The organism is Variovorax sucrosi, assembly GCF_051216635.1.
Classification (GTDB): domain Bacteria; phylum Pseudomonadota; class Gammaproteobacteria; order Burkholderiales; family Burkholderiaceae_C; genus Variovorax.
In genome coordinates this window covers 353,699-375,808 of record NZ_JBPJZU010000005.1, presented here as the reverse complement: position 1 = coordinate 375,808, position 22,110 = coordinate 353,699, and the positions used below count along the sequence as shown (strand labels likewise).

20 protein-coding genes are annotated in these 22,110 nt (G+C 69.2%); 9 read left to right on the top strand and 11 right to left on the bottom strand.

The features are described from left to right. Nucleotides 1–9: 9 nt before the first annotated feature. The 3 genes from ACSFBE_RS12490 to ACSFBE_RS12480 form a co-directional block, all read right to left on the bottom strand. The gene (locus ACSFBE_RS12490; RefSeq protein ID WP_435490710.1) at nt 10–1,194 is read right to left on the bottom strand and encodes a CaiB/BaiF CoA transferase family protein; all 1,185 of its coding nucleotides are present in this window, start codon (nt 1,192–1,194) and stop codon (nt 10–12) included. Further along, entirely contained in the window at nt 1,187–2,128 is a 942-nt protein-coding gene (locus tag ACSFBE_RS12485) for a hydroxymethylglutaryl-CoA lyase (protein ID WP_435490709.1), read from the bottom strand. Before ACSFBE_RS12485 ends, ACSFBE_RS12490 begins: the two co-directional genes overlap by 8 nt. Nucleotides 2,129–2,212: 84 nt before the next feature. Beyond that, nucleotides 2,213–3,412 carry an MFS transporter gene (locus ACSFBE_RS12480; RefSeq protein WP_435490708.1) on the bottom strand — a complete coding sequence of 400 codons (1,200 nt, stop codon included), beginning with the start codon at nt 3,410–3,412 and terminating at the stop codon, nt 2,213–2,215. A gap of 88 nt (nt 3,413–3,500) precedes the next feature. On the opposite strand from ACSFBE_RS12480, the gene ACSFBE_RS12475 reads away from it, so the two are divergent. Continuing rightward, nucleotides 3,501–4,088: a TetR/AcrR family transcriptional regulator gene (locus ACSFBE_RS12475; RefSeq protein WP_435490707.1), complete on the top strand. Its 588-nt coding sequence runs from the start codon at nt 3,501–3,503 to the stop codon at nt 4,086–4,088. A gap of 114 nt (nt 4,089–4,202) precedes the next feature. Further along, a complete protein-coding gene (locus tag ACSFBE_RS12470) occupies nt 4,203–6,377 on the top strand; it encodes a malate synthase G (protein ID WP_435490706.1) in 2,175 nt (724 codons plus the stop codon). A gap of 13 nt (nt 6,378–6,390) precedes the next feature. Here ACSFBE_RS12470 and ACSFBE_RS12465 read toward each other — a convergent pair whose 3' ends face one another. Together ACSFBE_RS12465 and ACSFBE_RS12460 are read right to left on the bottom strand one after the other, a co-directional pair. Next, nucleotides 6,391–7,320, bottom strand: a complete 930-nt coding sequence (locus ACSFBE_RS12465) for a 2-hydroxyacid dehydrogenase (RefSeq protein WP_435490705.1) — start codon at nt 7,318–7,320, stop codon at nt 6,391–6,393. Continuing rightward, nucleotides 7,317–7,754 (bottom strand): VOC family protein, encoded by a 438-nt coding sequence (locus tag ACSFBE_RS12460; RefSeq protein ID WP_435490704.1) that lies wholly within the window; start codon nt 7,752–7,754, stop codon nt 7,317–7,319. Before ACSFBE_RS12460 ends, ACSFBE_RS12465 begins: the two co-directional genes overlap by 4 nt. A 104-nt stretch (nt 7,755–7,858) precedes the next feature. Here ACSFBE_RS12460 and ACSFBE_RS12455 point away from each other — a divergent pair, with 104 nt between their 5' ends. From ACSFBE_RS12455 to ACSFBE_RS12445, 3 genes are all read left to right on the top strand, one after another. Further along, complete coding sequence (locus tag ACSFBE_RS12455; RefSeq protein ID WP_435490703.1) at nt 7,859–8,731, top strand: LysR family transcriptional regulator; 873 nt, start codon at nt 7,859–7,861, stop codon at nt 8,729–8,731. A 233-nt stretch (nt 8,732–8,964) separates the two neighbouring features. Further along, nucleotides 8,965–9,243, top strand: coding sequence for a proteophosphoglycan ppg4 (locus ACSFBE_RS12450; RefSeq protein ID WP_435490702.1), 279 nt, complete (start codon nt 8,965–8,967; stop codon nt 9,241–9,243). A gap of 101 nt (nt 9,244–9,344) precedes the next feature. Further along, nucleotides 9,345–9,965, top strand: coding sequence for a L,D-transpeptidase (locus ACSFBE_RS12445; RefSeq protein WP_435490701.1), 621 nt, complete (start codon nt 9,345–9,347; stop codon nt 9,963–9,965). Here the strand turns inward: ACSFBE_RS12445 and ACSFBE_RS12440 are convergent. Continuing rightward, nucleotides 9,949–10,155, bottom strand: coding sequence for a hypothetical protein (locus ACSFBE_RS12440; protein WP_435490744.1), 207 nt, complete (start codon nt 10,153–10,155; stop codon nt 9,949–9,951). The genes ACSFBE_RS12445 and ACSFBE_RS12440 overlap by 17 nt on opposite strands. Here ACSFBE_RS12440 and ACSFBE_RS12435 point away from each other — a divergent pair. Continuing rightward, entirely contained in the window at nt 10,094–10,234 is a 141-nt protein-coding gene (locus ACSFBE_RS12435; RefSeq protein WP_435490741.1) for a cysteine-rich CWC family protein, read from the top strand. The genes ACSFBE_RS12440 and ACSFBE_RS12435 overlap by 62 nt on opposite strands. A gap of 15 nt (nt 10,235–10,249) precedes the next feature. Here ACSFBE_RS12435 and ACSFBE_RS12430 read toward each other — a convergent pair whose 3' ends face one another. Then, complete coding sequence (locus tag ACSFBE_RS12430) at nt 10,250–11,692, bottom strand: zinc-binding metallopeptidase family protein (protein ID WP_435490700.1); 1,443 nt, start codon at nt 11,690–11,692, stop codon at nt 10,250–10,252. A 148-nt stretch (nt 11,693–11,840) separates the two neighbouring features. Here ACSFBE_RS12430 and ACSFBE_RS12425 point away from each other — a divergent pair, with 148 nt between their 5' ends. The 3 genes from ACSFBE_RS12425 to ACSFBE_RS12415 all read left to right on the top strand — a co-directional run bounded on the left by ACSFBE_RS12425 (nt 11,841) and on the right by ACSFBE_RS12415 (nt 16,425). Continuing rightward, nucleotides 11,841–13,301, top strand: a complete 1,461-nt coding sequence (locus ACSFBE_RS12425) for an MFS transporter (RefSeq protein WP_435490699.1) — start codon at nt 11,841–11,843, stop codon at nt 13,299–13,301. A 3-nt stretch (nt 13,302–13,304) separates the two neighbouring features. Beyond that, nucleotides 13,305–14,069 carry a class II glutamine amidotransferase gene (locus tag ACSFBE_RS12420; RefSeq protein WP_435490698.1) on the top strand — a complete coding sequence of 255 codons (765 nt, stop codon included), beginning with the start codon at nt 13,305–13,307 and terminating at the stop codon, nt 14,067–14,069. Nucleotides 14,070–14,193: 124 nt separating this feature from the next. Continuing rightward, nucleotides 14,194–16,425, top strand: coding sequence for a TonB-dependent receptor (locus tag ACSFBE_RS12415; protein WP_435490697.1), 2,232 nt, complete (start codon nt 14,194–14,196; stop codon nt 16,423–16,425). A 35-nt stretch (nt 16,426–16,460) separates the two neighbouring features. Here the strand turns inward: ACSFBE_RS12415 and gshB are convergent, their stop codons facing one another. The 4 genes from gshB to ACSFBE_RS12395 are packed head-to-tail and all read right to left on the bottom strand — an operon-like array spanning nt 16,461 to nt 22,102. Further along, nucleotides 16,461–17,420, bottom strand: coding sequence for a glutathione synthase (gene gshB / locus ACSFBE_RS12410; RefSeq protein WP_435490696.1), 960 nt, complete (start codon nt 17,418–17,420; stop codon nt 16,461–16,463). Next, a complete protein-coding gene (locus ACSFBE_RS12405; protein WP_435490695.1) occupies nt 17,417–18,667 on the bottom strand; it encodes a benzoate/H(+) symporter BenE family transporter in 1,251 nt (416 codons plus the stop codon). Before ACSFBE_RS12405 ends, gshB begins: the two co-directional genes overlap by 4 nt. 55 nt (nt 18,668–18,722) lie before the next feature. Beyond that, nucleotides 18,723–21,230, bottom strand: a complete 2,508-nt coding sequence (locus ACSFBE_RS12400; RefSeq protein WP_435490694.1) for a branched-chain amino acid ABC transporter ATP-binding protein/permease — start codon at nt 21,228–21,230, stop codon at nt 18,723–18,725. After that, the gene (locus ACSFBE_RS12395) at nt 21,227–22,102 is read right to left on the bottom strand and encodes a branched-chain amino acid ABC transporter permease (RefSeq protein ID WP_435490693.1); all 876 of its coding nucleotides are present in this window, start codon (nt 22,100–22,102) and stop codon (nt 21,227–21,229) included. The genes ACSFBE_RS12400 and ACSFBE_RS12395 overlap by 4 nt, the downstream gene beginning before the upstream one ends. Nucleotides 22,103–22,110 lie beyond the last annotated feature (8 nt).

Here is a 22,110-nt window from a genome sequence, read left to right as displayed (position 1 = left end):
AGCGCGCGATCAGGCGACCGACTTCGCTGCCTTCAACGCCGCGATGGCTGCCGCGTCATAGCCCGCCTCGCGCAGCAGCGCATCGGTGTGCTCGCCCAGCAGCGGCGGCTGCAGTCGGATGCCGGGGCGGTGACCGCCAAGGGTGAAAGGCATCAGCGGCACCTTCGATTCGCTGCCGTCGTTCATGCGCACCGGCGCCAGGCCGCCGGTCGCGTTCAGGTGCGGGTCGTCGAACAGGTCCTGCGGCCGGGTGATGGGCGCGAAGGGCAGCTCGTTCCTCTCGAACACCGCGCTCAGTTCGGCGGCGCTGGTGCCGGCCAGGTGCGAGCGCAGGATGGGCATCATCCATTCGCGGGCGCGCACCCGGTCGTTGTTGGTGGCCAGGCGCGGGTCGGCGTGCATTTCCTGCAGGCCGAAGGCCTGGCAGAAGATGGCCCACTGCCTGTCGCTCACCACGGCCAGGAAGATCTGCTCGCCGTCCTTCACCGTGAACACGTCGTAGATGCCCCAGGCCGAGATGCGGCTGGGCATCGGGTCGGCCGCGCGGCCGGTGGCGGCGAACTGCATCATGTGCTGCGCGACCAGGAAGATGTTGTTCTCGAACAGGGCCGACTGCACCTCGCAGCCTTCGCCCGTGGCGTCGCGCTGGCGCAGCGCAGCCATCGCGCCGATGGCACCGAACATCCCGCCCATGATGTCGTTCACGCTGGTGCCCGCGCGCAGCGGGTCGCCGGCGCGGCCGGTCATGTAGGCCAGGCCGCCCATCATCTGCACCACCTCGTCCAGCGCCGTGCGGTGGTCGTAGGGGCCGGGCAGGAAGCCCTTGTGGCTGACGTAGATGAGGCGCGGGTTGAGCTTGCGAAGCGTGTCGTAGTCCAGGCCCAGCTTCTTCATCGTGCCGGGCTTGAAGTTCTCGCTCACGATGTCGGCGCTGGCGACCAGCTTGAGTGCGGCCTCCAGGCCTTCGGGCTTCTTCAGGTCGAGCGCGATGCTCTTCTTGTTGCGGTTGAAGGTCGGAAAGAAACCGGCACCGGAACCGAGCAGCCGGCGCGTGTCGTCGCCCGCGATGGGCTCGACCTTGATGACCTCGGCGCCGAGGTCGCCCAGCAGCATGCCGCAGGTCGGGCCCATGACCATGTGGGTGAATTCGACGACGCGGATGTTCGCGTAGGGCAGTGGCGTGGGCTCAGACATGCTTCATTTCCTTGGCGAATCCCTTGGGCAAACCGGCCTCGGGCGTCATGCCGTACACCGGCTCGCCCGGCAGGCCGGCGATGAGCGGCGCGCGGGCCGCGATCAACCGCTCGATGTCGATGCCGGTGCGCACGCCCATGGCCTCGAACATGAAGACCAGGTCTTCGGTGACGACGTTGCCCGACGCGCCCGGCGCATAGGGGCAGCCGCCCAGCCCGCCGAGCGATGCGTCGAAGGTGCGCACGCCCTCTTCGTACGCCGCCAGGCAGTTGGCCAGTCCGAGCCCGCGGGTGTTGTGCATGTGGGCGGCGCCGGCGTGCTCGCCGATCTCGGCGCGCAGGCGGCGGAATAGGCGGCGCACCTGGGCCGGGTTGGCGTAGCCGACGGTGTCGGACAGGCCGGCCTCGTCGGCACCGGCCTCGATGCACTGCGCGGCCAGGCGGATGACCTCGTCTTCCGGCACCTCGCCCTGCAGCGTGCAACCGAAGGCGGTCGACAGACCGGCCTCGAAGCCGACATGCGGCGCGATGTCGCGGCGCAGGGCAGCGATGGCGCGCACCTCCTCAACCATCGCCTCGCGCGTCTTGCGCACGTTGGCGAGCGAATGCGCCTCGCTGGCCGACACCGGCACGGTGAGCTTGTGCACGCCGGCGGCCAGCGCCGCTTCGGCGCCGCGCAGGTTGGGCACCAGCGCCATCACGGTGAGTCCGGGCAAGGTGATGGCATGGCGCACGACCTCGGCCGCGTCGGCCATCTGAGGCAGCAGCCGCGCAGGCACGAAGGACGCGACTTCGATCTCGCGCACGCCGGCGGCGTGGAGCGCGTCGATCCAGCGCAGCTTGTCGGCGGTCGGCATCGTGGCCTTGACCGATTGCAGGCCGTCGCGCGGGCCGACTTCGCTGATCAGGACGGCCGAGGGGGCGGGGGAATTCATGTTGAGGGTCTCTCCACGGGCGGCCGGCGTGGCTGCCGGCCCGCAAGAGATTAACCCGCTCCGGCGGCTCGCTGCCAGCGGGCTTCAGCCGCGCTCGCGCATGGCGAGCCACGCCGCCGCGGTCAATACGATCAGCAACGCACCATAGGACAGCGTGGCCGCGTGCAGACCGACCCAGCCGACCGCCAGGCCGGCCAGCAACGACGGCACGCTGAACGCCAGGTAACTGAGCACGAAGAAGGTGGACATCAGACCCGCGCGTTCATGCGGCTGCGCGGCCGGCACCAGGGTGCGCACCGCCGCGTTGAAGCCGGCGCCGAAGCCCAGCCCCGCAACGAGCGTGCCGCCGAAGAAAAGCAGCGCGCTGTGCCGATGCACGCCGCACAGCGTGACGATCAGGCCGGCGCCGAGCAGCAGTGCACTGCCCCGCAAGACCGGTCGCGCCGCCCGTTGGCGAACCGCGTAGATGGCGACGGCACCGGCCAGCACCAGCGTTGCGATCAGCGCGCCGCCGATCAGCGGGGCCGGGCGGCCGGTGACGAGGCGCGCCAGCGTCGGCCCGAGCGACAGGTAGAAGCCGCCCAGCGCCCAACCCGCCGTGTTGAGCGGCAGCACGCGCAGCAGCAAGGTGCGCGCCGCGGGCGGGACGTGCGCGCTGGGCACCAGCGAAGCCCACGCACCCGGCCGGCGCGTCACGGTTTCGGGAAGCCGCAGCGCCAGCACGGCCTGGACGAGGAACACCGCCACCAGCACCTCGAACACGAGATGCAGGGGCTGCGGCGCGAACTGCACCAGCGCGGCCGTGCCGAGCGCCCCCACGGCCATGCCGACCATCGGCGCGAGCCCATTGAACAGGGCACCGCGTGCGGGATGCAGATCGAGCAGCATGGCGCTCAACACGCTGGTGGCGATGCCGGTCGCGACGCCCTGCAGCACGCGCGCGGCAAGCAGCCAGCCGACGGAATCGGCGGCCCAGAACAGCACCACGGCGCCGATCTCCAGCGCCAGCGCCGCCAGGATGACGGTGCGCCGGCCCAGATGATCGGACAGCGCGCCGAACACCAGCAGCGCCGCGAGCAGCGCGAAGGCATAGCTGCCGAACACCAGCGTGAGCATGAAAGCCGAAAAGCCCCAGGTCTCGCGGTACAGCGCGTAGAGCGGCGATGGTGCGCTCGACGCCGCCAGGAAGGCCACGACGAGGGTGACCACCAGGACGAAGGCCGCATTCGGCCGGAGCCGGCCGGAAGCGAGCGGCGGTGCTGCGGGGAGAGGAGTGCTGACCATCGAAAAACCTTTAACGCAAAGCGATTGCGTTAGCGGATTGTGCGCGGCAACCCGACTTAAAGCAAATCCTTTGCGTTAGCATTCGGTCATGAATGCCCCGATCCGGATCCGCCCTGGTGGCCGCAGCGCCCGCGTGCAGGAGGCGGTGCAAGGCGCCACGCGCGAGCTCATCGACCTGCACGGGCGGGACGCGCTCAGCGTGCCGATGATCGCGGCGCAAGCGGGCGTTACGCCGTCCACCATCTACCGTCGCTGGGGCGATCTGGCCGATCTGCTGGCCGATGTGTCGATGCAGCGGCTGCAGCCCGACACCGAGCCTGCCGACACGGGCTCGTTGCGCGGCGACTTGCGCGCCTGGGCCGAACAGTTCCACGAGGAGATGTCGTCCGAGGTCGGTCGCGGCATGCTGCGCGACGTGCTGTCGACCGGGCAGTTCGGCGACGGCACAGGCGCCTGCCAGTGCTCGCGCTTCACTGCCAGCCAGATCGAGCTGATGCTGCAGCGCGCGCGGGCACGGGGCGAGGCGGTGCCGACGGCCGAGCGCGTGATGGACGGTTTCGTCGCGCCGCTGCTCTACCGCCTGCTGTTCGGGCCCGAGCCAGCGGATGCGGCCCGGGCAGCACGCTGGATCGAGGCTTGCATCGATGCGGCCGACCACGCTGGGGCCATCGATTAGCGCTCTTTAGGGTGCGAATCAAAGGCCCTTCGCGGGCTTAATGGAATTCACCGTGTCCCATACAGTCGAATGCTCGCTCCGAGGAGCCCCGACATTGCTTCACAAGGACCCCCCATGACCGATCGCACCACCGCCCACGGCCTCCAGGTCGCCAACGAACTCCACCGCTTCATCGAAGACAAGGTGCTGCCGGCCACCGGCGTGGACAGCGCGCGCTTCTGGAAGGGCTTCGACACCATCGTGACCGATCTGGCCCCGAAAAATATCGCGCTGCTGGCCGAGCGCGACCGCCTGCAAGGCGAGATGGACGCCTGGCACAAGGCGCACCCCGGCCCCATCACCGACATGCCGGCCTACCGCGCGTTCCTCGAGAAGATCGGCTACCTGCTGCCGCAACCCAAGGACGTGCAGACCACGACGTCGAACGTCGACGCCGAACTCGCACTGCAGGCCGGCCCGCAACTGGTGGTGCCGATCCTGAACGCACGCTACGCACTCAACGCCGCCAACGCGCGCTGGGGCTCGCTGTACGACGCGCTCTACGGCACCGACGCCATCCCCGAGACCGACGGTGCGGAAAAAGGCAAGGGCTACAACCCGGTGCGCGGCGCCAAGGTCATCGCCTTCGCACGGAACGTGCTCGATCAGGCGGCACCGCTCGTCAACGGATCGCACAAGGATGCGACCGGCTACCGCGTGAAGGACGGCCAGCTCGTCATCACGCTGCACAGCAGCGACACCTCGCTGCAGGACCCGGCCGCCTTCGTCGGCTATCAGGGCGATGCAGCGGCGCCGTCGTCGGTGCTGCTCAAGCACCACGGCATCCACCTCGACCTCCAGATCGACCGCAGCATGGCCATCGGCAAGACCGACCCGGCCGGCGTGAGCGACGTGGTGATGGAAGCCGCGCTCTCGACGATCCTCGACCTGGAAGACTCGGTGGCGGTGGTCGATGCGGCCGACAAGGTGACGGCCTATTCGAACTGGCTGGGCATCGTGCAGGGCACGCTGACCGAGGAAGTCGCCAAGAGCGGCAAGACCTTCACCCGCGGCCTCAACCCCGACCGCGAATACACCGGCGCCGACGGCCAGCCGCTGAAGCTGCACGGCCGCTCGCTCATGTTCCTTCGCAACGTGGGCCACCTGATGACCAACCCGGCCATCCTGTATGCGGGTGGCAAGGAAATCCCCGAAGGCATCCTCGATGCGGTCGTGACCACCACCATCGCCACCATCGACCTGAAGCGCAAGGGCAACTCGCGCACCGGCAGCATCTACATCGTGAAGCCGAAGATGCACGGCCCGGCCGAAGTGGCCTTCGCGAGCGAGCTCTTCGGCCGCGTCGAGCAGCTGCTCGGCCTGCCCGCCAACACCGTCAAGCTCGGCATCATGGACGAGGAGCGCCGCACCAGCGTCAACCTCAAGGCCTGCATCGCCGAAGCCGCCGCCCGCGTGGCCTTCATCAACACCGGCTTCCTCGACCGCACCGGCGACGAGATGCACACCGCCATGCAGGCCGGCCCGATGCTGCGCAAGGGCGACATGAAGACGACGCCGTGGATCGCGGCCTATGAAAAGAACAACGTGCTGGTGGGCCTCGCATGCGGCCTGCGCGGCAAGGCGCAGATCGGCAAGGGCATGTGGGCCATGCCCGACCTGATGGCCGACATGCTCAAGCAGAAGATCGGCCACCCCAAGGCCGGCGCCAACACCGCCTGGGTGCCCTCACCCACCGCCGCCACGCTGCATGCGCTGCACTACCACCAGGTCAACGTGGCCGACGTGCAGAAGGCGCTGGAAAAGATCGATGCCAACGCGGAACGCGACGCCATCCTCAACGACCTGCTGCAGGTGCCGGTGGCGCCGAAGCCGGCCTGGACCGCCGAGGAGAAGCAACAGGAGCTCGACAACAACGTGCAGGGCATCCTGGGCTACGTGGTGCGCTGGATCGACCAGGGCGTCGGCTGCTCGAAGGTGCCCGACATCCACAACGTCGGCCTGATGGAAGACCGCGCCACGCTGCGCATCAGCAGCCAGCACATCGCCAACTGGCTGCTGCACGGCGTCGTGACGAAGGAACAGGTCGACGCCACCTTCGAACGCATGGCCGCCGTGGTCGACGGGCAGAACGCCGGCGACGCGCTGTACCAGCCGATGGCGGGGCACTTCAAGACCTCAGCGGCCTACATGGCCGCGCAAGACTTGGTGTTCAAGGGTGTCGAGCAGCCAAGCGGCTATACGGAACCGCTGCTGCATGCGTGGCGGCTGAAGGTGAAGGGCGAGGCCTGAGACCTCGCGAGGGTCAATAGCCGCGCGCCGGGTCGACCAACCCGGCCGGTTCTTCGCCGCGCTGCACCGCCTGGATCTTCGCAACCATCTGCGCGATCGATTCCGACACCACGGTCTGCGCCGAGATGTGGGGCGTGATCGTGACCTTGGGGTGCGACCAGAACGGATGCCCTTCGGGCAGCGGCTCGGTGCGCGTGACATCGAGCATCGCCCCCGCGAGATGGCCGCTGTCGAGCAGTGCGAGCAGGTCGTCCTCGACCAGGTGTGCACCGCGCGCCACGTTGATCAGGTAGCCGCCCGGCTGGAGTTTCGACAGCGAGGCCTGACACAGGATGTCGCGCGTGTCGGGCGTGAGCGGCAGCATGCACACGAGAAAGCGGCTGGCGGCCAGGAAGTCGTCGAACTGGTCGGTGCCGCTGAAGCAGCGCACGCCATCGATCGCTTTCGGCGACCGGCTCCAGCCGCGCACCGGAAAGTCGAAGGGCCGCAACGCACTCACCACGCGCTGCCCGAGCACGCCGAGGCCCATCACGCCGACCGGGAAGTCGCTGCGCGCGCGGTCCGGGCGTTGCAGCCACTGGCCGGCCGCGGCCGCGCGGTCGTAGACGTCGAACTCGCGGAAGTGGCGCAGCACCGCATGGCAGACGTAGTCGGCCATCTGCACCGCCATGCCGCCGTCCTCGATGCGCACGATGCGGGCCTTCGGCGGCAGACGCAGCTTGAGCAGCGCATCGACGCCCGCGCCCATGTTGAAGATCAGCTCGAGCGCCGGGTGCGCGTCCATGAATTCCTGTGTCGGCGTCCAGACGATCGCGTGCCGCGCGCCAGCCGAGGCGTCGGGCCATAGGTCGATCTGCGTGCCGGGCAAGGCCGCGCGCAGGCCGTCGGCCCACACCGAAGCCTGGGCCTGAGCGCAGTAGAGCGCGAGGGGGCTACCGCTCATTTCGCGAAGAGCGAATCGAGGCTGGCGAAGGCCTTGATCTCGACCGCGTTGCCGGACGGGTCGCGGAAGAACATCGTGGCCTGTTCGCCCGGCTCGCCCTTGAAGCGGATGTAGGGCTCGATGACGAATTCGATGCCGGCGGCCTTCAGCTTGGCAGCCAGCGCTTCCCACTGCGGGATCGACAGCACCGCGCCGAAGTGGCGCACCGGCACGCCGTGGCCGTCGACCTGGCTGAGCGCGGAATTCGCACATTCGTCGGGCGCCAGATGGGCCACGATCTGATGGCCATAGAAGTTGAAGTCGATCCAGTCCGGCGAGCTGCGGCCTTCGGGGCAGCCGAGCAGTTCGCCGTAGAAGGCGCGCGCGGCCGACAGGTCGTGCACCGGGAAGGCGAGATGGAAGGGCGGGATCGTGGCGGCTGCGGTGGTGGTCATGGGGTGCGTTCGTTGGAAAGGGAATGCAGAAGTCTAGGAAAATTCGCTGACTCTGAAAAACGATATATTTTTCTCTGACTCATCACTTTCATTGATCTGTATCGATGCTCAAGGAACTGCGCACCTTCATCGCCGTCGCCCGCCACGGCACCTTCTCGCGCGCCGGCGAACGCATCGGGCTCACGCAATCGGCCGTGAGCGCGCAGATCCAGCGGCTCGAGGCCTCGCTGGGTTTCGCGCTGTTCGACCGCGCAGGCCGCAGCGCCACGCTCAACGACGCCGGCCGCGACACGCTCACGCGCGCCGAGGCGCTGGTGCAGATGGCCGACCAGTTGCACGCCGGGCCAGGCGCCGCGGACTTCTCGGTGGCATTGCGCATCGGCGCCATCGCCTCGGTGCAGGCGGGCGGCCTGCCGGCCGCGCTGGTCGAGCTGCGGCGCAGCGCGCCGCAGCTGCGGCTGCGCGTGGTGCCGGGCGTGTCGCTGGCGCTGCTGGGCATGGTGGATGCGGGCGAACTCGACGCCGCGGTGATGATCCGCCCGCCCTTCAGCCTGCCGCCCGAGTTGGTGTGGGAGCCGCTGTGGCAGGAGCCCTTCGTGCTGCTCGCGCCGCCGCAGGCCAGAGGACGCGATTGGCGCCGCATCCTCGCCAACGAGCCTTTCCTGCGCTACGACCGGGCGTCCTTCGGCGGCCGGCTGGTCGACCGCTTCCTGCGCAGCGAAGCCATCGAAGTGCAGGACGCCGTGGAAATGGATGAGCTCGAAGGCATCGTGCAGCTGGCGGGCCTGGGCATGGGCGCCGCCCTGCTGCCGCGCGTGCGCGCCAACTGGCGCGTGCCCGAGGGTGTGCGCGTCGTCACGCTGGGCGAGGCGACCTTCCACCGCGAGATCGGCATGGTGACGCGCGCGCGGCCGGCCCAGGCCGGCATCGTGGGTGCGCTGCGCGATGCGCTGCGAAAGCCGCCGCGGCCGACCTGAGCGCCGACGGCTGGTCGCGCCGCCCACGAGGTGGGCGCGCGAACGGCAACGACAGCGGTGGACGGCAAGCGCGCAGCCCCCTGGTGCACAGACGTCGGCAGGCATCTCCTACAGCGCAGCGCGCGCCGTGCCGACGGGTGATGCGAGGGCAGCTCCTAGGCTGAACGCAGCTGTCCATCGAGTCAGCGGCCGGGTTCCCCGGTTCGGTTCTTCATCCACTCAGGAGATACACCATGATCAAGCGCACCGCTCCCCTTCTCGCCGCCCTGCTGATGGGCACCGCCGGCCTTGCGATGGCACAGGGCAACCCGCCCAACACCAGCTCTCCGAACCCGGCCACCGGCGCCGGCCAGCAGACGCAACAAGGCACGCCCATGGGCACGACCGGCACCCCGACCCCGAGCACCGGCAGCACGCCGATGAACAGCGGCACGACGACCACCATGCCGGCCCGGTCGCCGGACACGATGTCCACGCCGGCCATGCGTCCGGCGCGCGCCGACCGCAACTGATCGCGAGGAAGGGCCCAAGCCCTTCACCGCCTGCGGGCCGGCCACGAGCGCGTGGGCCGGCCCGTTCTTCTCCTCTCGTTCAAACGTTCGGAATTTCCGCCATGTCGACCCGCCCGCTCCGGCGTCTTGCCGCGTCCCTGCTGTGCAGCGCGGCACTGCTGCCCGCCCATGCCGCGACCGTCGCCCCCGATGTCGATGCAGCGGCGTTCGCGCGGCGCGCGGTGGCCGCGCGCGACACCCAGGGCCAGCCCTTCGCGGTGATCGACAAGAGGAAGGCCCGACTGTTTATCTACCGCGCCGATGGACAACTCGCGGCCAGCTCGCCGGTGTTGCTGGGCTTGGCGCGCGGTGACGCGTCGGTGCCCGGCATCGGCGAGCGGCCGATGGCGCAGATCCAGCCGTACGAACGCACCACGCCGGCGGGCCGCTTCGTGTCCGAGCCGGGCCGCAACACGGCGGGTGAAGACATCGTGTGGGTCGACTACGGCGCCGCGGTTTCCATGCACCGGGTGCGGGCGACTCAGAAGGCCGAACGCCGGCTGCAGCGTCTGGCGTCGCCGACACCAGCGGATAACCGGATTTCCTACGGCTGCATCAATGTGCCGGCTGCGTTCTACGACGCGCATGTGAAGCCTTCATTCGGCAGCCACGCGGGTGTGGTGTACGTGCTGCCTGAAGCCAGTCCGATGCCGGCGCACTTCGCCTTCATGACCACGGATTGAGCGACTGCGCCGCGAACGGCGCGGGAGACAATGCCGGCATGCCCGCCGAGCCGATCGCCGACCCCACCCGCTGCCCGCTCTGCCAGGCGCCGAACGCCTGCGCGGCCGAGACCGAGCGCCGCACCGGCATCGCCCAAGGCCCCTGCTGGTGCATGACCGCCACTTTCAGCGAAGCGCTGCGGGCGCGCATTCCAGAACCCGCCCGAGGCCTGGCTTGCATCTGTGCCCGCTGTGCGGCAGGCACTGAACGAGCTGGCGGCGTGGCCTGATCGCCGCCTGCCAGCTCAGCGCTGCTGAGCGTCGCCAGCGTTCCGCAACAAGCCTTGGTTCTGCTGCAAACCGGTATGGAAGAAGGGCTGCTGCGTCTGCGTCTGCGTTTGGCCTTGCGTGACCATCGCCGGCTCCACGGGTAGCGGGGCCACGGGCGCCGGGGCGGTTGGCGGCTCGTCGGTGGGCGCCACGTCGGTCCCGGTTTCCTCCGACTGCACGGCACCGGTCTGGCTGCGCTGGCGCTGCTCGGTGATGACCTGGTGGATGAACTGCAGCTTGCCCACCGTGGCGCGCGGCAGCACGAAGGGGTAGTAGTCGGGCTGGCCCATGCTGCGCGAGAGTTCGTTCAGCACGTTGGTCAGGCGCACCCAGCCGTTGAGAAAGTCGAGAAACTTCAGCGCCCCGGGATGGTCGGGCTGCCACAGGTCGGACGGCTCGAACAGGTCGCTCGCCAATTCGACATTCTGCGCATCGACGCCGAAACTCATGGCCGTGTCGGCCGTGTCGGCCATGTGCAGGTAGTGCGCCCAGGTCTCGGCCCAGTCTTCCCACGGATGCGAACTGGCGTAGCTGGTGACGAAGCGGATGGCCCAGTCGGCCGGCGGACCGTTCTCGTAGTGGCTGCGCAGGGCGGTGGCGTAGTCGGCACGTTCGTCGCCGAACAGGGCGCGGTAGTCGTCGACCCAGGGCGTGGGGAAGACCAGCAGGTCCCAGTAGTAGTGGCCGATCTCGTGGCGGAAGTGGCCGACGAGCGTGCGGTAGGGCTCGCGCATCTCGGCACGGATGCGCTCGCGCACCGCGTCCTCCGCCTCTTCGGCATTGAGCGTTATCACGCCTTCTTCATGGCCGGTGAGCACATGCGGCCCGCCGGGCATGTTGCCGAGGAAGTCGAAGGCCAGGCCATGCACCGGATCGGTGTAGCGCGTGACCACCGGCAGGCCCAATGCGAGCAGTTGCGACAGCAGGCGGCGCTTGGCCTGTTCGAGCTTGCGCCACAGGTCGCCGTTGCTCTCCACCGACAGGTCGGGAATGGTGCGCGTGCTGCTGCACGACAGGCAGAAGCCCGGCGCCAGCCCCTCGGTGTTGAAGGCGGGGCCGTCGCCGCCGCGCGGTGCCGGCACCATCCAGTTGCAGCCGGCGGCGCTCAGGAAGTTGGCGCAGCGGCGCCAGGCCTTGCCGCCGGTGTCGCCGAACACGGTGAAAGTGTCGGGCTCGGCGTTGTCGTGGGTGGCAGGCGCGAGCGGCACCACGCCGAGGCGCTCGGTCACGTAGCCGAGGGGCGTCCGGCAGGCGAGGCATTGGCTGTTGCCCAGGAACACCGGGCGGCCGCATTGGCACTGGTAGGCACGGCTGATGGTGGGCGCGCGCAGGTCGGCGGCCAAGCCATCGCCGGGGGCCGCGTCGGCCCGATCGTTCGACGCGGCGGCCTGGCCGCTGTCGTTGAGAGAAGATTCCATGGTGTATGTTCTTTTACTTGCATGAATGCGCGAACGCGCAGCGTGAGACAGCCGTTCCATTGTCCGCGCCCTCCCCCAACGCCCGGCGGCGCAAAGCCCCGTATCCTTGTAGGACAGCCCGACCGCGCCCGCTGTGCCTCCGCCCACGATGACCGACCCCGCCCTTCCCTCCCTGCGCAGCCGCTACGGCGAGCGCTACCGCTGGCTTCTGCTGATGTCGGTGATGGTCGGCACGATGGCCTCGATCATGTCGTCGACGATCGTGAACGTCGCGATTCCGGGCATGAGCCACCACTTCGCCCTCGGTCAGGAGCGCGCGCAGTGGGTCAGCTCGGGCTTCATGGTCGCCATGACGGTCTCGATGCTCACCACGCCCTGGCTGCTGGGGCGCTACGGCTACCGGCGCACCTATGTCGGCACCATGGTGCTGCTGCTGGCCGGCGGCGTTGCCGGCGGGCTGGCCAACGACTTCTCGCTGGTGCTGCTGGCGCGCGTGGCCGAGGGGCTGGCCGCGGGCGTGGTGCAGCCGATTCCGGCCATCATCATCCTGCGCGCCTTCGAGCCGCACGAGCAGGGCCGCGCCAGCGGCATCTTCGGCATGGGCGTGGTGCTGGCGCCAGCCATCGGCCCGAGCATCGGCGGCGTGCTGGTCGACCTGTTCGGCTGGCGCTCCATCTTCTTCATGGTGGTGCCGTTCTGCCTCGCATCGATCTGGCTGGCCTACAAGTTCGTGCCGACCACGGCGCCGGGCGGCGTCACCGCCATGCGCGCGGGCGGGCTGGACTGGCGCGGCCTGCTCATCGGGCTGGTCGGCACGCTGTGCCTCTTGAATGGCCTGGTCGGGCTGCGGGGCGATGCGCCGCTCGAAGCCGCCTTGCTGCTGCTGGGCGCCGTGCTGTCGCTGGCCGTTTTCGTGGCGTGGCAGAAGCGCCTGGCGGCCGGTGGCGGCGCGCCGCTCATGAACATGGCGCTCTTCGGCTACCGGTCGTTCGCGATGGGCAGCGTGGTGTCGTTCATCTACGGCGCGGCGCTGTTCGGCTCGACCTACCTGCTGCCGGTGTACATGCAGGTCGCGCTGCACCTGTCGGCTTCGCATGTCGGCACCATCATGCTACCGGCCGGCATCGTGCTGGCCCTCTCCATCGCGCTGGTCGGCCGGCTGGCCGACCGCAAGCCGACCTGGCTGCTGGTCAGCATCGGGCTGGCGTTGCTGGCCGTGTCTTTCGCGCTGATGAAGGTGCTGACCCTGGGCAGCACGCTGTGGCTGCTGGTGGCCTTCGCCATCGTCGGGCGCATCGGGCTGGGCTTCATCCTGCCTTCGCTCAACCTCGGCGCCATGCGCCCGCTGGCCAAGCCGCTCATTCCGCAGGGCGCCAGCGCGATCAGCTTTCTGCGCATGCTCGGCGGCGCGGCGGGCGTGAGCCTCTGCGCCATCGCGCTCGAATGGCGCCTGGCAGCGCATGGCGACTCGCTCGCGCAGGCCGCCACCAGCCCGGCGCGGCTGGCGGCCTTCAACGAGGTGTTCCTCATGCTGTCGGCGCTGTGCGCCCTGGCCATCTGCGCAGCCTGGCAGCTGCGCGCCCCATTGCCCGTGCGGCAGGAGACCTGACCCATGTGCCAGTTGCTCGGGATGAACTGCAACACGCCGACGGACGTGACCTTCAGCTTCACCGGCTTCGCGCAGCGCGGCGGCCGCACCGACCACCATGCCGACGGCTGGGGCATCGCCTTTTTCGAAGACCGCGGGCTGCGCCACTTCGTCGACCACCTGCCGGCCTGCGAGTCGCCGGTGGCGGAACTGATCCGCCGCTACCCGATCCAGAGCCGCAACGTCATCGCGCACATCCGCAAGGCGACGCAGGGCCGTGTCAACCTGCAGAACTGCCACCCCTTCGTGCGCGAGCTCTGGGGCCGCTACTGGGTGTTCGCGCACAACGGCGACCTGAAGGACTTCCGCCCGCGTCTGCACGGCAATTTCCATCCGGTGGGCGACACCGACAGCGAGCACGCCTTCTGCTGGGTCATGCAGGAACTGGCCAAGTCGCACGCGGACGTGCCCAGCGTGGCCGAGCTCACCCTGACGCTGCGCGAGCTGGCGCCGCAACTGGCTCGGCACGGCACCTTCAATTTCATGCTGTCGAACGGCCAGGCGTTGTGGGCGCATGCATCGACGAACCTCTGGTACGTCGAGCGGCAGCATCCGTTCATGGGGGCCCACCTGGCCGACGAGGACGTGGCGATCGACTTCGCCCAGCACACGACGCCGGACGATCGTGTGGCCGTGGTGGTGACCGCGCCGCTCACCACCAACGAGGCCTGGACCGCCTTCGCACCGGGCGAACTCGCGGTGTTCGTGGACGGACGGCGCGCCGGCTGAGCCCCGGACCGCTGCGGTTCAGCGTTGCGGCCGAGCCACATCGGCAGGACCGGTGCGGGTTGAAAGGCAATGAAATGAATAATAACCATTCTCATTTGCATTCATTCGACCCCACGGAACTCCCATGTCCAGCCCCGCCTTCCGCCTTCACCCCGTCACGATCGCCGCCGCGCTCGCCCTTCATGCCTTTGCCGCGCTGGCGCAGACGGCGCCCACGGAAAACAGCGGCACCTTGTCGACCGTGACGGTCGAAGCCAGCGCAGACGCGTCGGCCGAGGGCCTCGCCAAGCCCTATGCGGGAGGCCAGGTGGCACGGGGTGGGCGGGTCGGCATTCTGGGCACGCAGGACGTCATGAGCACGCCGTTTTCGACGACGAGCTACACCAACGAACTCATCCAGAATCAGCAGGCCAAGAGCGTGGCCGACGTGCTGCTGAATGACCCGACGGTGCGCGTGGCGCGCGGCTTCGGCAACTTCCAGGAGTCGTACTTCATCCGCGGCTTCATCGTGAATTCCGATGACATTGCCTACAACGGCTTGTACGGCCTGCTGCCGCGCCAGTACATCTCGTCGGAGCTGTTCGAACGCGTCGAAGTGCTGCGCGGTGCGAGCGCCTTCCTGACCGGCGCGACGCCCAGCGGCGGCGGCATCGGTGGCAACATCAACCTGCTGCCCAAGCGCGCAGGCACCGATCCGCTGACGCAGGTCACGGCCGGTGTTTCCAGCGGTTCGCAGGGTTACGTGGCGGCCGACATCTCGCGCCGCTTCGGCCCCGACCAGAGCACCGGCATCCGCATCAACGCCGCACACCGCGACGGTGGCACGGCGGTGGACGACGAAGACGTCAAGCTCGATGTGGTCTCCGTCGGCCTCGACTGGCGCAGCCGCAACGCCCGCATTTCCGCCGACATCGGCCACCAGGAACACCGCCTGCGCAACACGCGACCCAATGTGACGCTGGGTGCCGCCGTGACCGTGGTGCCGACCGCGCCCGACAACAAGACCAACTTCGCCCAGCCCTGGACCTTCTCGAACGAACGCGACACCTTCGGCACGGTGCGCGGCGAATACGACATCACCTCGGACATCACGGCTTGGGCGGCCGCGGGTGTGCGCAGCAGCCACGAAGCCAACTCGCTGGCCGGTGCCACGGTGTCGAACGGCAGCACGGGCGCCTTCACCACGTCGCGCTTCGACAACACGCGGGAAGACGACGTGAAAACCGCGGAGATCGGCTTGCGCGGCAAGCTGCGCACCGGCAGCGTGGGCCACGAATGGGTGCTCGCCGCGTCTTACTTCGGCCTGGAGAAGAAGAACGCTTACGGCATGAGCACCGGCGCCGCGAACTCGCTCGCTTCGAACATCTACTCGCCACGCTACTCCCCGCAGACCGGCCTGAACTTCCTGGGCAACGATCTCAGCAGCCCCGCCATCAACGGCGAAACACGCCTGAACAGTTTTGCCATCGGCGACACGCTGTCGTTCCTTGACGACCGCGCGCGGCTGACCCTCGGTCTGCGCAACCAGAACATTGCCACCCGCGACACCTCCTACCGCACCGTCAGCAGTGGTACGGTGCTGTCCCCCGGGGGCGACATCACGTCGTACAGCGAAGGCCGGACCAGCCCGGTGGTCGGCCTGGTCTTCAAGGCGCGCAACGATCTCTCGGTGTACGCCAACTACATTGAAAGCCTGTCGCAGGGCGAGACGGCGCCGGCCCGGTCGAACGACCTCCTTGTCCGCAACGTGGGCGAACAGCTCAAGCCCTACGTGTCCAAGCAGAAGGAGGTCGGCGTCAAATACGACGGCGGCAACATCGGCGGCAACGTGGCCTTCTTCTCGACGGAAAAGCCGCGCGCGCTGGTGGACAACGGCTTCTTCACGTCGGCTGGCAAGGACCGCCACCAGGGCATCGAGTTCACCATCTTCGGCGAGCCGGTCAAAGGCCTGCGCGTGCTGGGTGGTCTGACGCTGCTCGACGCCGAGCAGAAGGAAACCGGCAGCGCCACCACGGACGGCAAGGATGTCATCGGTGTGCCGAAGCGCCAAGGCAGCATCGGCGTCGACTGGAGCGTGCCGGGCGTGACGGGCCTGTCCTTCGATGCGCGCGTTGTCGCCTCGGGCAGCAGCTATGCCAATGCCACCAACACGCTGCGCGTGCCGGGCTGGTCGCGTCTGGACATCGGTGCGCGCTACGTGACGGAGATGGCCGGCAAGCTGGTGACGCTGCGCGCGCGCATCGACAACGTGACCGATCGCGACTACTGGGCCTCGGTCGGCGGCTACCCGAACTCGGGCTACCTGGTGCTCGGCAATCCACGCACCTTCAGCCTGACCGCCTCGGTCGAGTTCTGACAGCGGGCGCCACCGCGCTCACACCCGAAGGGACCTCACGGTCCCTTTTTCAATTCCGCTTCCAGCGCATCGATGAACATCGCCGGCACGTCGAAGCCCGTCTGCTCGGTGATCTCCTGGAAGCAGGTCGGGCTGGTCACGTTGATCTCGGTGACGCTGTCGCCGATCACGTCGAGGCCGATCAGCAGCAGGCCGCGCGGCGCCAGCGCCTGGCCCACCGTTTCGGCGATCTCGCGGTTGCGCGGTGTCAGCGGCTGGGCCACGCCCTTGCCGCCGGCTGCCAGGTTGCCGCGCACCTCGGTGCCCTGCGGAATGCGCGCCAGCACAAAGGGCGCGGGGACGCCGCCGATGATCAGGATGCGCTTGTCGCCGTCGACGATCTGCGGCACGAAGCGCTGCACCATGATCGTCTCGGCGCCGTCCTTGTTGAGCGTCTCGATGATGGAGCCGAGGTTCATCGCATCCTGCTTCACGCGGAAGATGCCCATGCCGCCCATGCCGTCGAGCGGCTTGAGAATGATGTCGCCGTGCTCGGCATGGAAGTCGCGCACCGCGCCCGCACTGCGGGTTACCAGCGTCGGCGTGACGAACTGCGGGAACTCCATGATCGCGAGCTTTTCCGGATGGTCGCGCAGCGCCCGCGGCTTGTTGACCACGCGCGCACCTTCGCGCTCGGCCTGCTCGAGCAGGTGCGTGGCGTAGATGTACTCGGCATCGAAGGGCGGGTCTTTCCGCATGAGCACGACGTCGAAATCCTTCAGGGCCTTCGACTCGTCGATGTCGACGGCATACCAGTCGCGCGCGTCACCGGTCAGCGTGATCTGCTTGACGTTCGCCGTGACCACGCCGCCCGACTTCCACGTCAGGTCCTGCGGCAGGCAGGCGGCGATGCGCCATCCGCGACGCTGCGCCTCGCGCATCATCGAGAAGGTCGTGTCCTTGTAGATCTTGAACTGGTCGAGCGGGTCGGCGACGAAGAGGATGTTGCGGCTCATGGTGTCTTTCCAGCGGCCCGGATGGCCGCCTTGCTGTCTTGCTTGATCTTGCAGGCAGGTGCGATGTCCTTGCCCGTGGCGGCCCTTTTGCCGATCTGCTGGATCGCCAGCGCGAGCGCGCCGGCCACCACACCCCAGAAAGCCGACCCGATGCCGACGATCGTCACGCCCGACAGTGTGACCAGAAAGGTGATGAGCGCGGCTTCGCGGTGCGACTCATCGCGCACCGCGGCCGCCAGCCCACCGCCAATGGTCCCAAGCAGCGCCAGCCCCGCGATGGCCGCGACCAGTTCCTTGGGGAAGGCGGTCAGCAGGCCCGTCACGGCGGTGCCGAAGAGACCGATCACGACGTAGATGGCGCCGCAGCTCACGGCCGCCGTGTAGCGCCGCGCCGGGTCTTCATGCGCCTCGCGCCCCATGCAGATGGCCGCGGTGATGGCACTCAGATTGAGCGCAAAGCCGCCGAAGGGCGCGAGCACCAAGGTCGTCACGCCGGTGAGCGCGATGATCTTGGAGATCGGCAGGTCGTAGCCGGCCGCACGGATCGCCGCCACGCCCGGGAGGTTCTGCGAGGCCATGGTCACCACGAAGAGCGGCAGCGCCAGGCTCACCGCCGCCTGCCAGGTGAAGACGGGCATGGTGAACACCGGTATCGCCAGGCTGAGGTGCACCGCCGACCAGGCCAGTTCGCCACGCAGCGCCGCATAGCCGATGGCGACCACCAGCGTGAGCGGCACCGCATAGCGCGGTACGAGCCGCTTGCCGATCAGGTAGGTGCCGAGCATCAGCAGCACCAGCGGCAGCGCGGTCTGCGCTGCCGCAAAAGCCGAGAGCCCGAAGCGCGCCAGCACGCCGGCCAGCAGCGCCGACGCGATCGCCATCGGGATTCGGTTCATCACCCGCTCGAACCACCCGGAAGCGCCGGCCAGCGTGATGAGCGCCGCGCAGACGATGAAGGCACCGACCGCCTCGCCCATGCCATAGCCGGCGCCGGCCGTGGCCAGCACCGCCGCGCCGGGCGTGCTCCAGGCGACCATCACCGGCTTGCGCAGCCACAGCGACGTCAGCACCGACATCAGCCCCATGCCCAGGCCGAGCGCCCACATCCACGACGCGATCATTTCCGGCGTGGCCCCGAAGGCCTGTGCGGCCTGGAACACGATGACGACCGAGCTGGTGAAGCCCACCAGCACCGCGACGAAGCCGGCGGTGAAGGCCGAGAGACTCAGGTCCTTGAAAAAACGCATCCAGCGATTGTGCCGGGCAGCGGGAGGCCCCGCCGGGTGCGCCCCAGGACGCGCTTCAGGACGCCCCGAGGTACGCCCGCGCCAGCGCGCCGTCCGCCGCGATCTCGGCCGCGCTGCCCTGCGCGACGATGCGCCCGCCCTCGATCACGTACGCGCGGTCGCACAGCGCCAGCGCAAGCGCCGCCATCTGGTCGACCAGCACCACCGTGAGTCCTTCGCTGCGCAACGCATCGAGCGCCTCGAACAGCTCGGCGATCACCTTGGGCGCGAGGCCCAGCGACGGTTCGTCGAGCAGCAGCACACGCGGCTTCGACATCAGGCCGCGGGCGATGGCGAGCATCTGCTGCTCGCCGCCCGACAGCAGCCCCGCGCGCTGGTGCAGCCGTTCGCGCAGGCGCGGGAAGCGCTGCAGCATCGATTCGAGGCGCGCGTCGACATCGCGGCTGTCGAGGAAGGCGCCGAGGCGGATGTTGTCACGCACGCTCAGTTCCGGGAACACCTGCCGCCCCTCGGGCACCAGCACCAGGCCGCGCGCGACGATCTGCTCGGCGGGCAGGCCGGTGAGTTCGGTGCCTTCGAGGTGGATGCCACCCTTCACCGGCCGGTGCAGGCCGGCGAGCGAACGCATCAGCGTCGACTTGCCCGCGCCGTTGGCGCCCAGCAGCGCGACCAGCTCGCCGCGCTTCACGCGCAGGTCGATGCCGTGCAGCACCGGACTTGCGCCGTAGCCGGTGACGAGCGCACCGACGCCGAGCACCTCGGGTGCATCAGCGGGCACGGCGTGGCGCGCAACCCTCGCATCCCCCGACACCATCGCCTCGCCCAGATAGGCCTTGCGCACCGCCGGGTCGGCCTGGATCGCGGCGACGTCGCCGACCGCCAGGCGCTGGCCGGCGTCGAGCACCACGATGTGCTGCGAGATGCCCATGACCAGTTCCATGTCGTGCTCGACCAGCAGCACGCCGATGCCGGCCGCGGCGATGCGCTGCAGCAGCGCGGCGAGTTGCGCCTTGTCCTCGCGCGACAGGCCGGCCGCCGGCTCATCGAGCAGCAGTGCCTGCGGCGACGTGGCCAGCGCGCGGGCGATCTCGACCAGACGGCGGTCGACGTGCGCCAGGTCGGCGGCTGGGGTGCCGGCCGCGCCGGTGTAACCGCAGAAGGCCAGCAGCTGGCGCGCCTGGGCGCGTGCCGATTCGGCACGGAAGCGCTGCGCGCCGAGCAACGGCCCGAGCGTTCCGCGGCCCAGCGCGAGCGCGACGTTGTCTTCGACGCTGAGGCTGCCGAAGAGCTGCGAGGTCTGGTAGGTGCGCGCCACGCCGGCCCGTGCGATGCGGAAGGCGCGCAGCCCCTGCAGCGGCGCGGCGCCGAGCCGAAAGCCGCCGCCCGTGGGCCTGTAGAAGCCGCTCAGCATGTTGAGCGCCGTGGTCTTGCCGGCACCGTTGGGGCCGATCAGGCTGGTGATGCCGCCGGCGCGCGTCTCGAAGCCGAGATCGCTCACGGCGCGCACGCCGCCGAACTGCATCGTCAGGCCATCGGCTGCGAGCGGTGCGCCGAGCGCGCGCGGCGGCAGCGCAGCGGACACTTTCGACGATGTTGTCGGCACCAGCGCCTTCGCGGGCAGGACGCGCGCCATCACGCGGCGCCACAGGCCCGCCGCGCCATCCGGTGCGGCCCACAGCACGACCAGCAGCAGCAGACCGAAGAACAGCAGTCGGTATTCCTCCAGGCTCGCCAGCGCTTCGGGCAGCAGGCCGACGATGAGCGCGCCGACCAAGGGCCCGCCGATGGAGCCCGCGCCACCGATCATCACGACCAACACGAAGAGGATCGACTGCCCGAAGCCGAAGGTGTGCGGCGTAACGAAGCCCGACAGCGGCGCAAACAAGCCGCCCGCCGCGCCCGCGCACAGCGCGGAGACCGCGAAGGCCACCGTCTTGATGCGCAGCGGATCGAGGCCGATCGATTCGGCCGCGGTCTCGCTGTCGCGCACCGCGCGCATCGCCGCGCCCCAGCCGCCGCGCGACAGCAGCGCGAAGGCCGCGAGCGCCACGCCGGCCGTGAGCACGGCCAGCATCGCCGCCGCGCGCTCGCCCTGCGCGAAGCCGCCGAGCACCGGGCCGGCGATGCCCATGATGCCGTTCTGCCCGCCCGTCAGGTCGCGCGCCTCGACGATCGCGTGCTCCACGATGAAGCCGAAGGCGATGGTGATCATCGCGAGGTACGGCCCCCGGGCGCGCAACGCCGGCAGCGCCAGCAGCGCGCCCATCGCGCCGGCCAGCAGCGCACCGACCGGCCAGGCCGCCCAGAAGCTCCAGCCGGCCTTGCCCGTGAGGATGGCGACCGCGTACGCGCCGATCGCATAGAAGCCGACGTGGCCAAAGGACACCTGCCCCGTCAGCCCCACCAGCACGTTGAGCCCGATGCCGACGATTGCGAACAGCGCGACGTTGGCCAGCACGAAGACGTAGTAGCCATTGACCGTCGCCGCCAGCGCGACGCCCGCGACCATCAACCCGACGAGCCCGATCAGCGCGGGCCAGCGCAACCCCTTGGACGCGCTCATACCTTCTTCACCGCTGCGCGGCCGAACAGCCCGTGCGGCCGCATCGCGAGCACCACGATCACCAGCGCGAAGGTGAGGATCTGCGTGTAGCCGGAACCGAGCGTCGACGTGATCAGCGCCTCGGCCAGGCCGAAGAGCAGACCCGCGATCATCACGCCCCAGGCGCTGGTGATGCCCCCGAGGATCGCGACCGCGAAGGCCTTGAGGCCGAACAGCGTGCCCATGTCGGCCTGCACGTTGAAGAGCGGCGCGATGAGCACGCCCGCCACGCCGGCGAACACCGCCGACAGCGCGAAGGCCACCGCCACGGCGCGGCGGATCGGGATGCCCATCAGCCGCGCGGCCGCCGGGTTCTGCACCACCGCCAGCATGCCGATGCCCCAGCGCGTGCGGCGCGCGATGACGTGCAGCGCCGCCGCCAGCGCCAGGCCGACGACGGGAATGATCAATTGAAGCGGGTACACGCCCAGGCCGATGTCACCGATCTGCAGCGGCGTGACCGCGAGCGGCGACGGCAGGCTGCGCGGCTCCTTGCCGAAGGTGAACATCACCGCGTTGTCGACCACGATGCCGAGCGCGACCGTGGCCATCAGCCACGCGTCGGAGCCGCGGCTCGCGAAGGGCCGCACGGCCACGAACTCGACCACCAGCCCGTACACACCGCACAGCGCGAGCGCCAGCACGATAGCCAGCGGCATCGGCCAGCCCAGCGTCTGTGCGAACCAGAAGGTGAACACCGCGCCCAGCATCATCGCGCTGCCCTGCGCGAAGTTGACGGTGCCCGACACGGCGTAGGTGACGTAGAAGCCCAGGGCGATCAGCCCGTACATGCTCCCGAGCCCCAGCCCGCTGATCCACGCAGACAGCAACATGCGCGCCC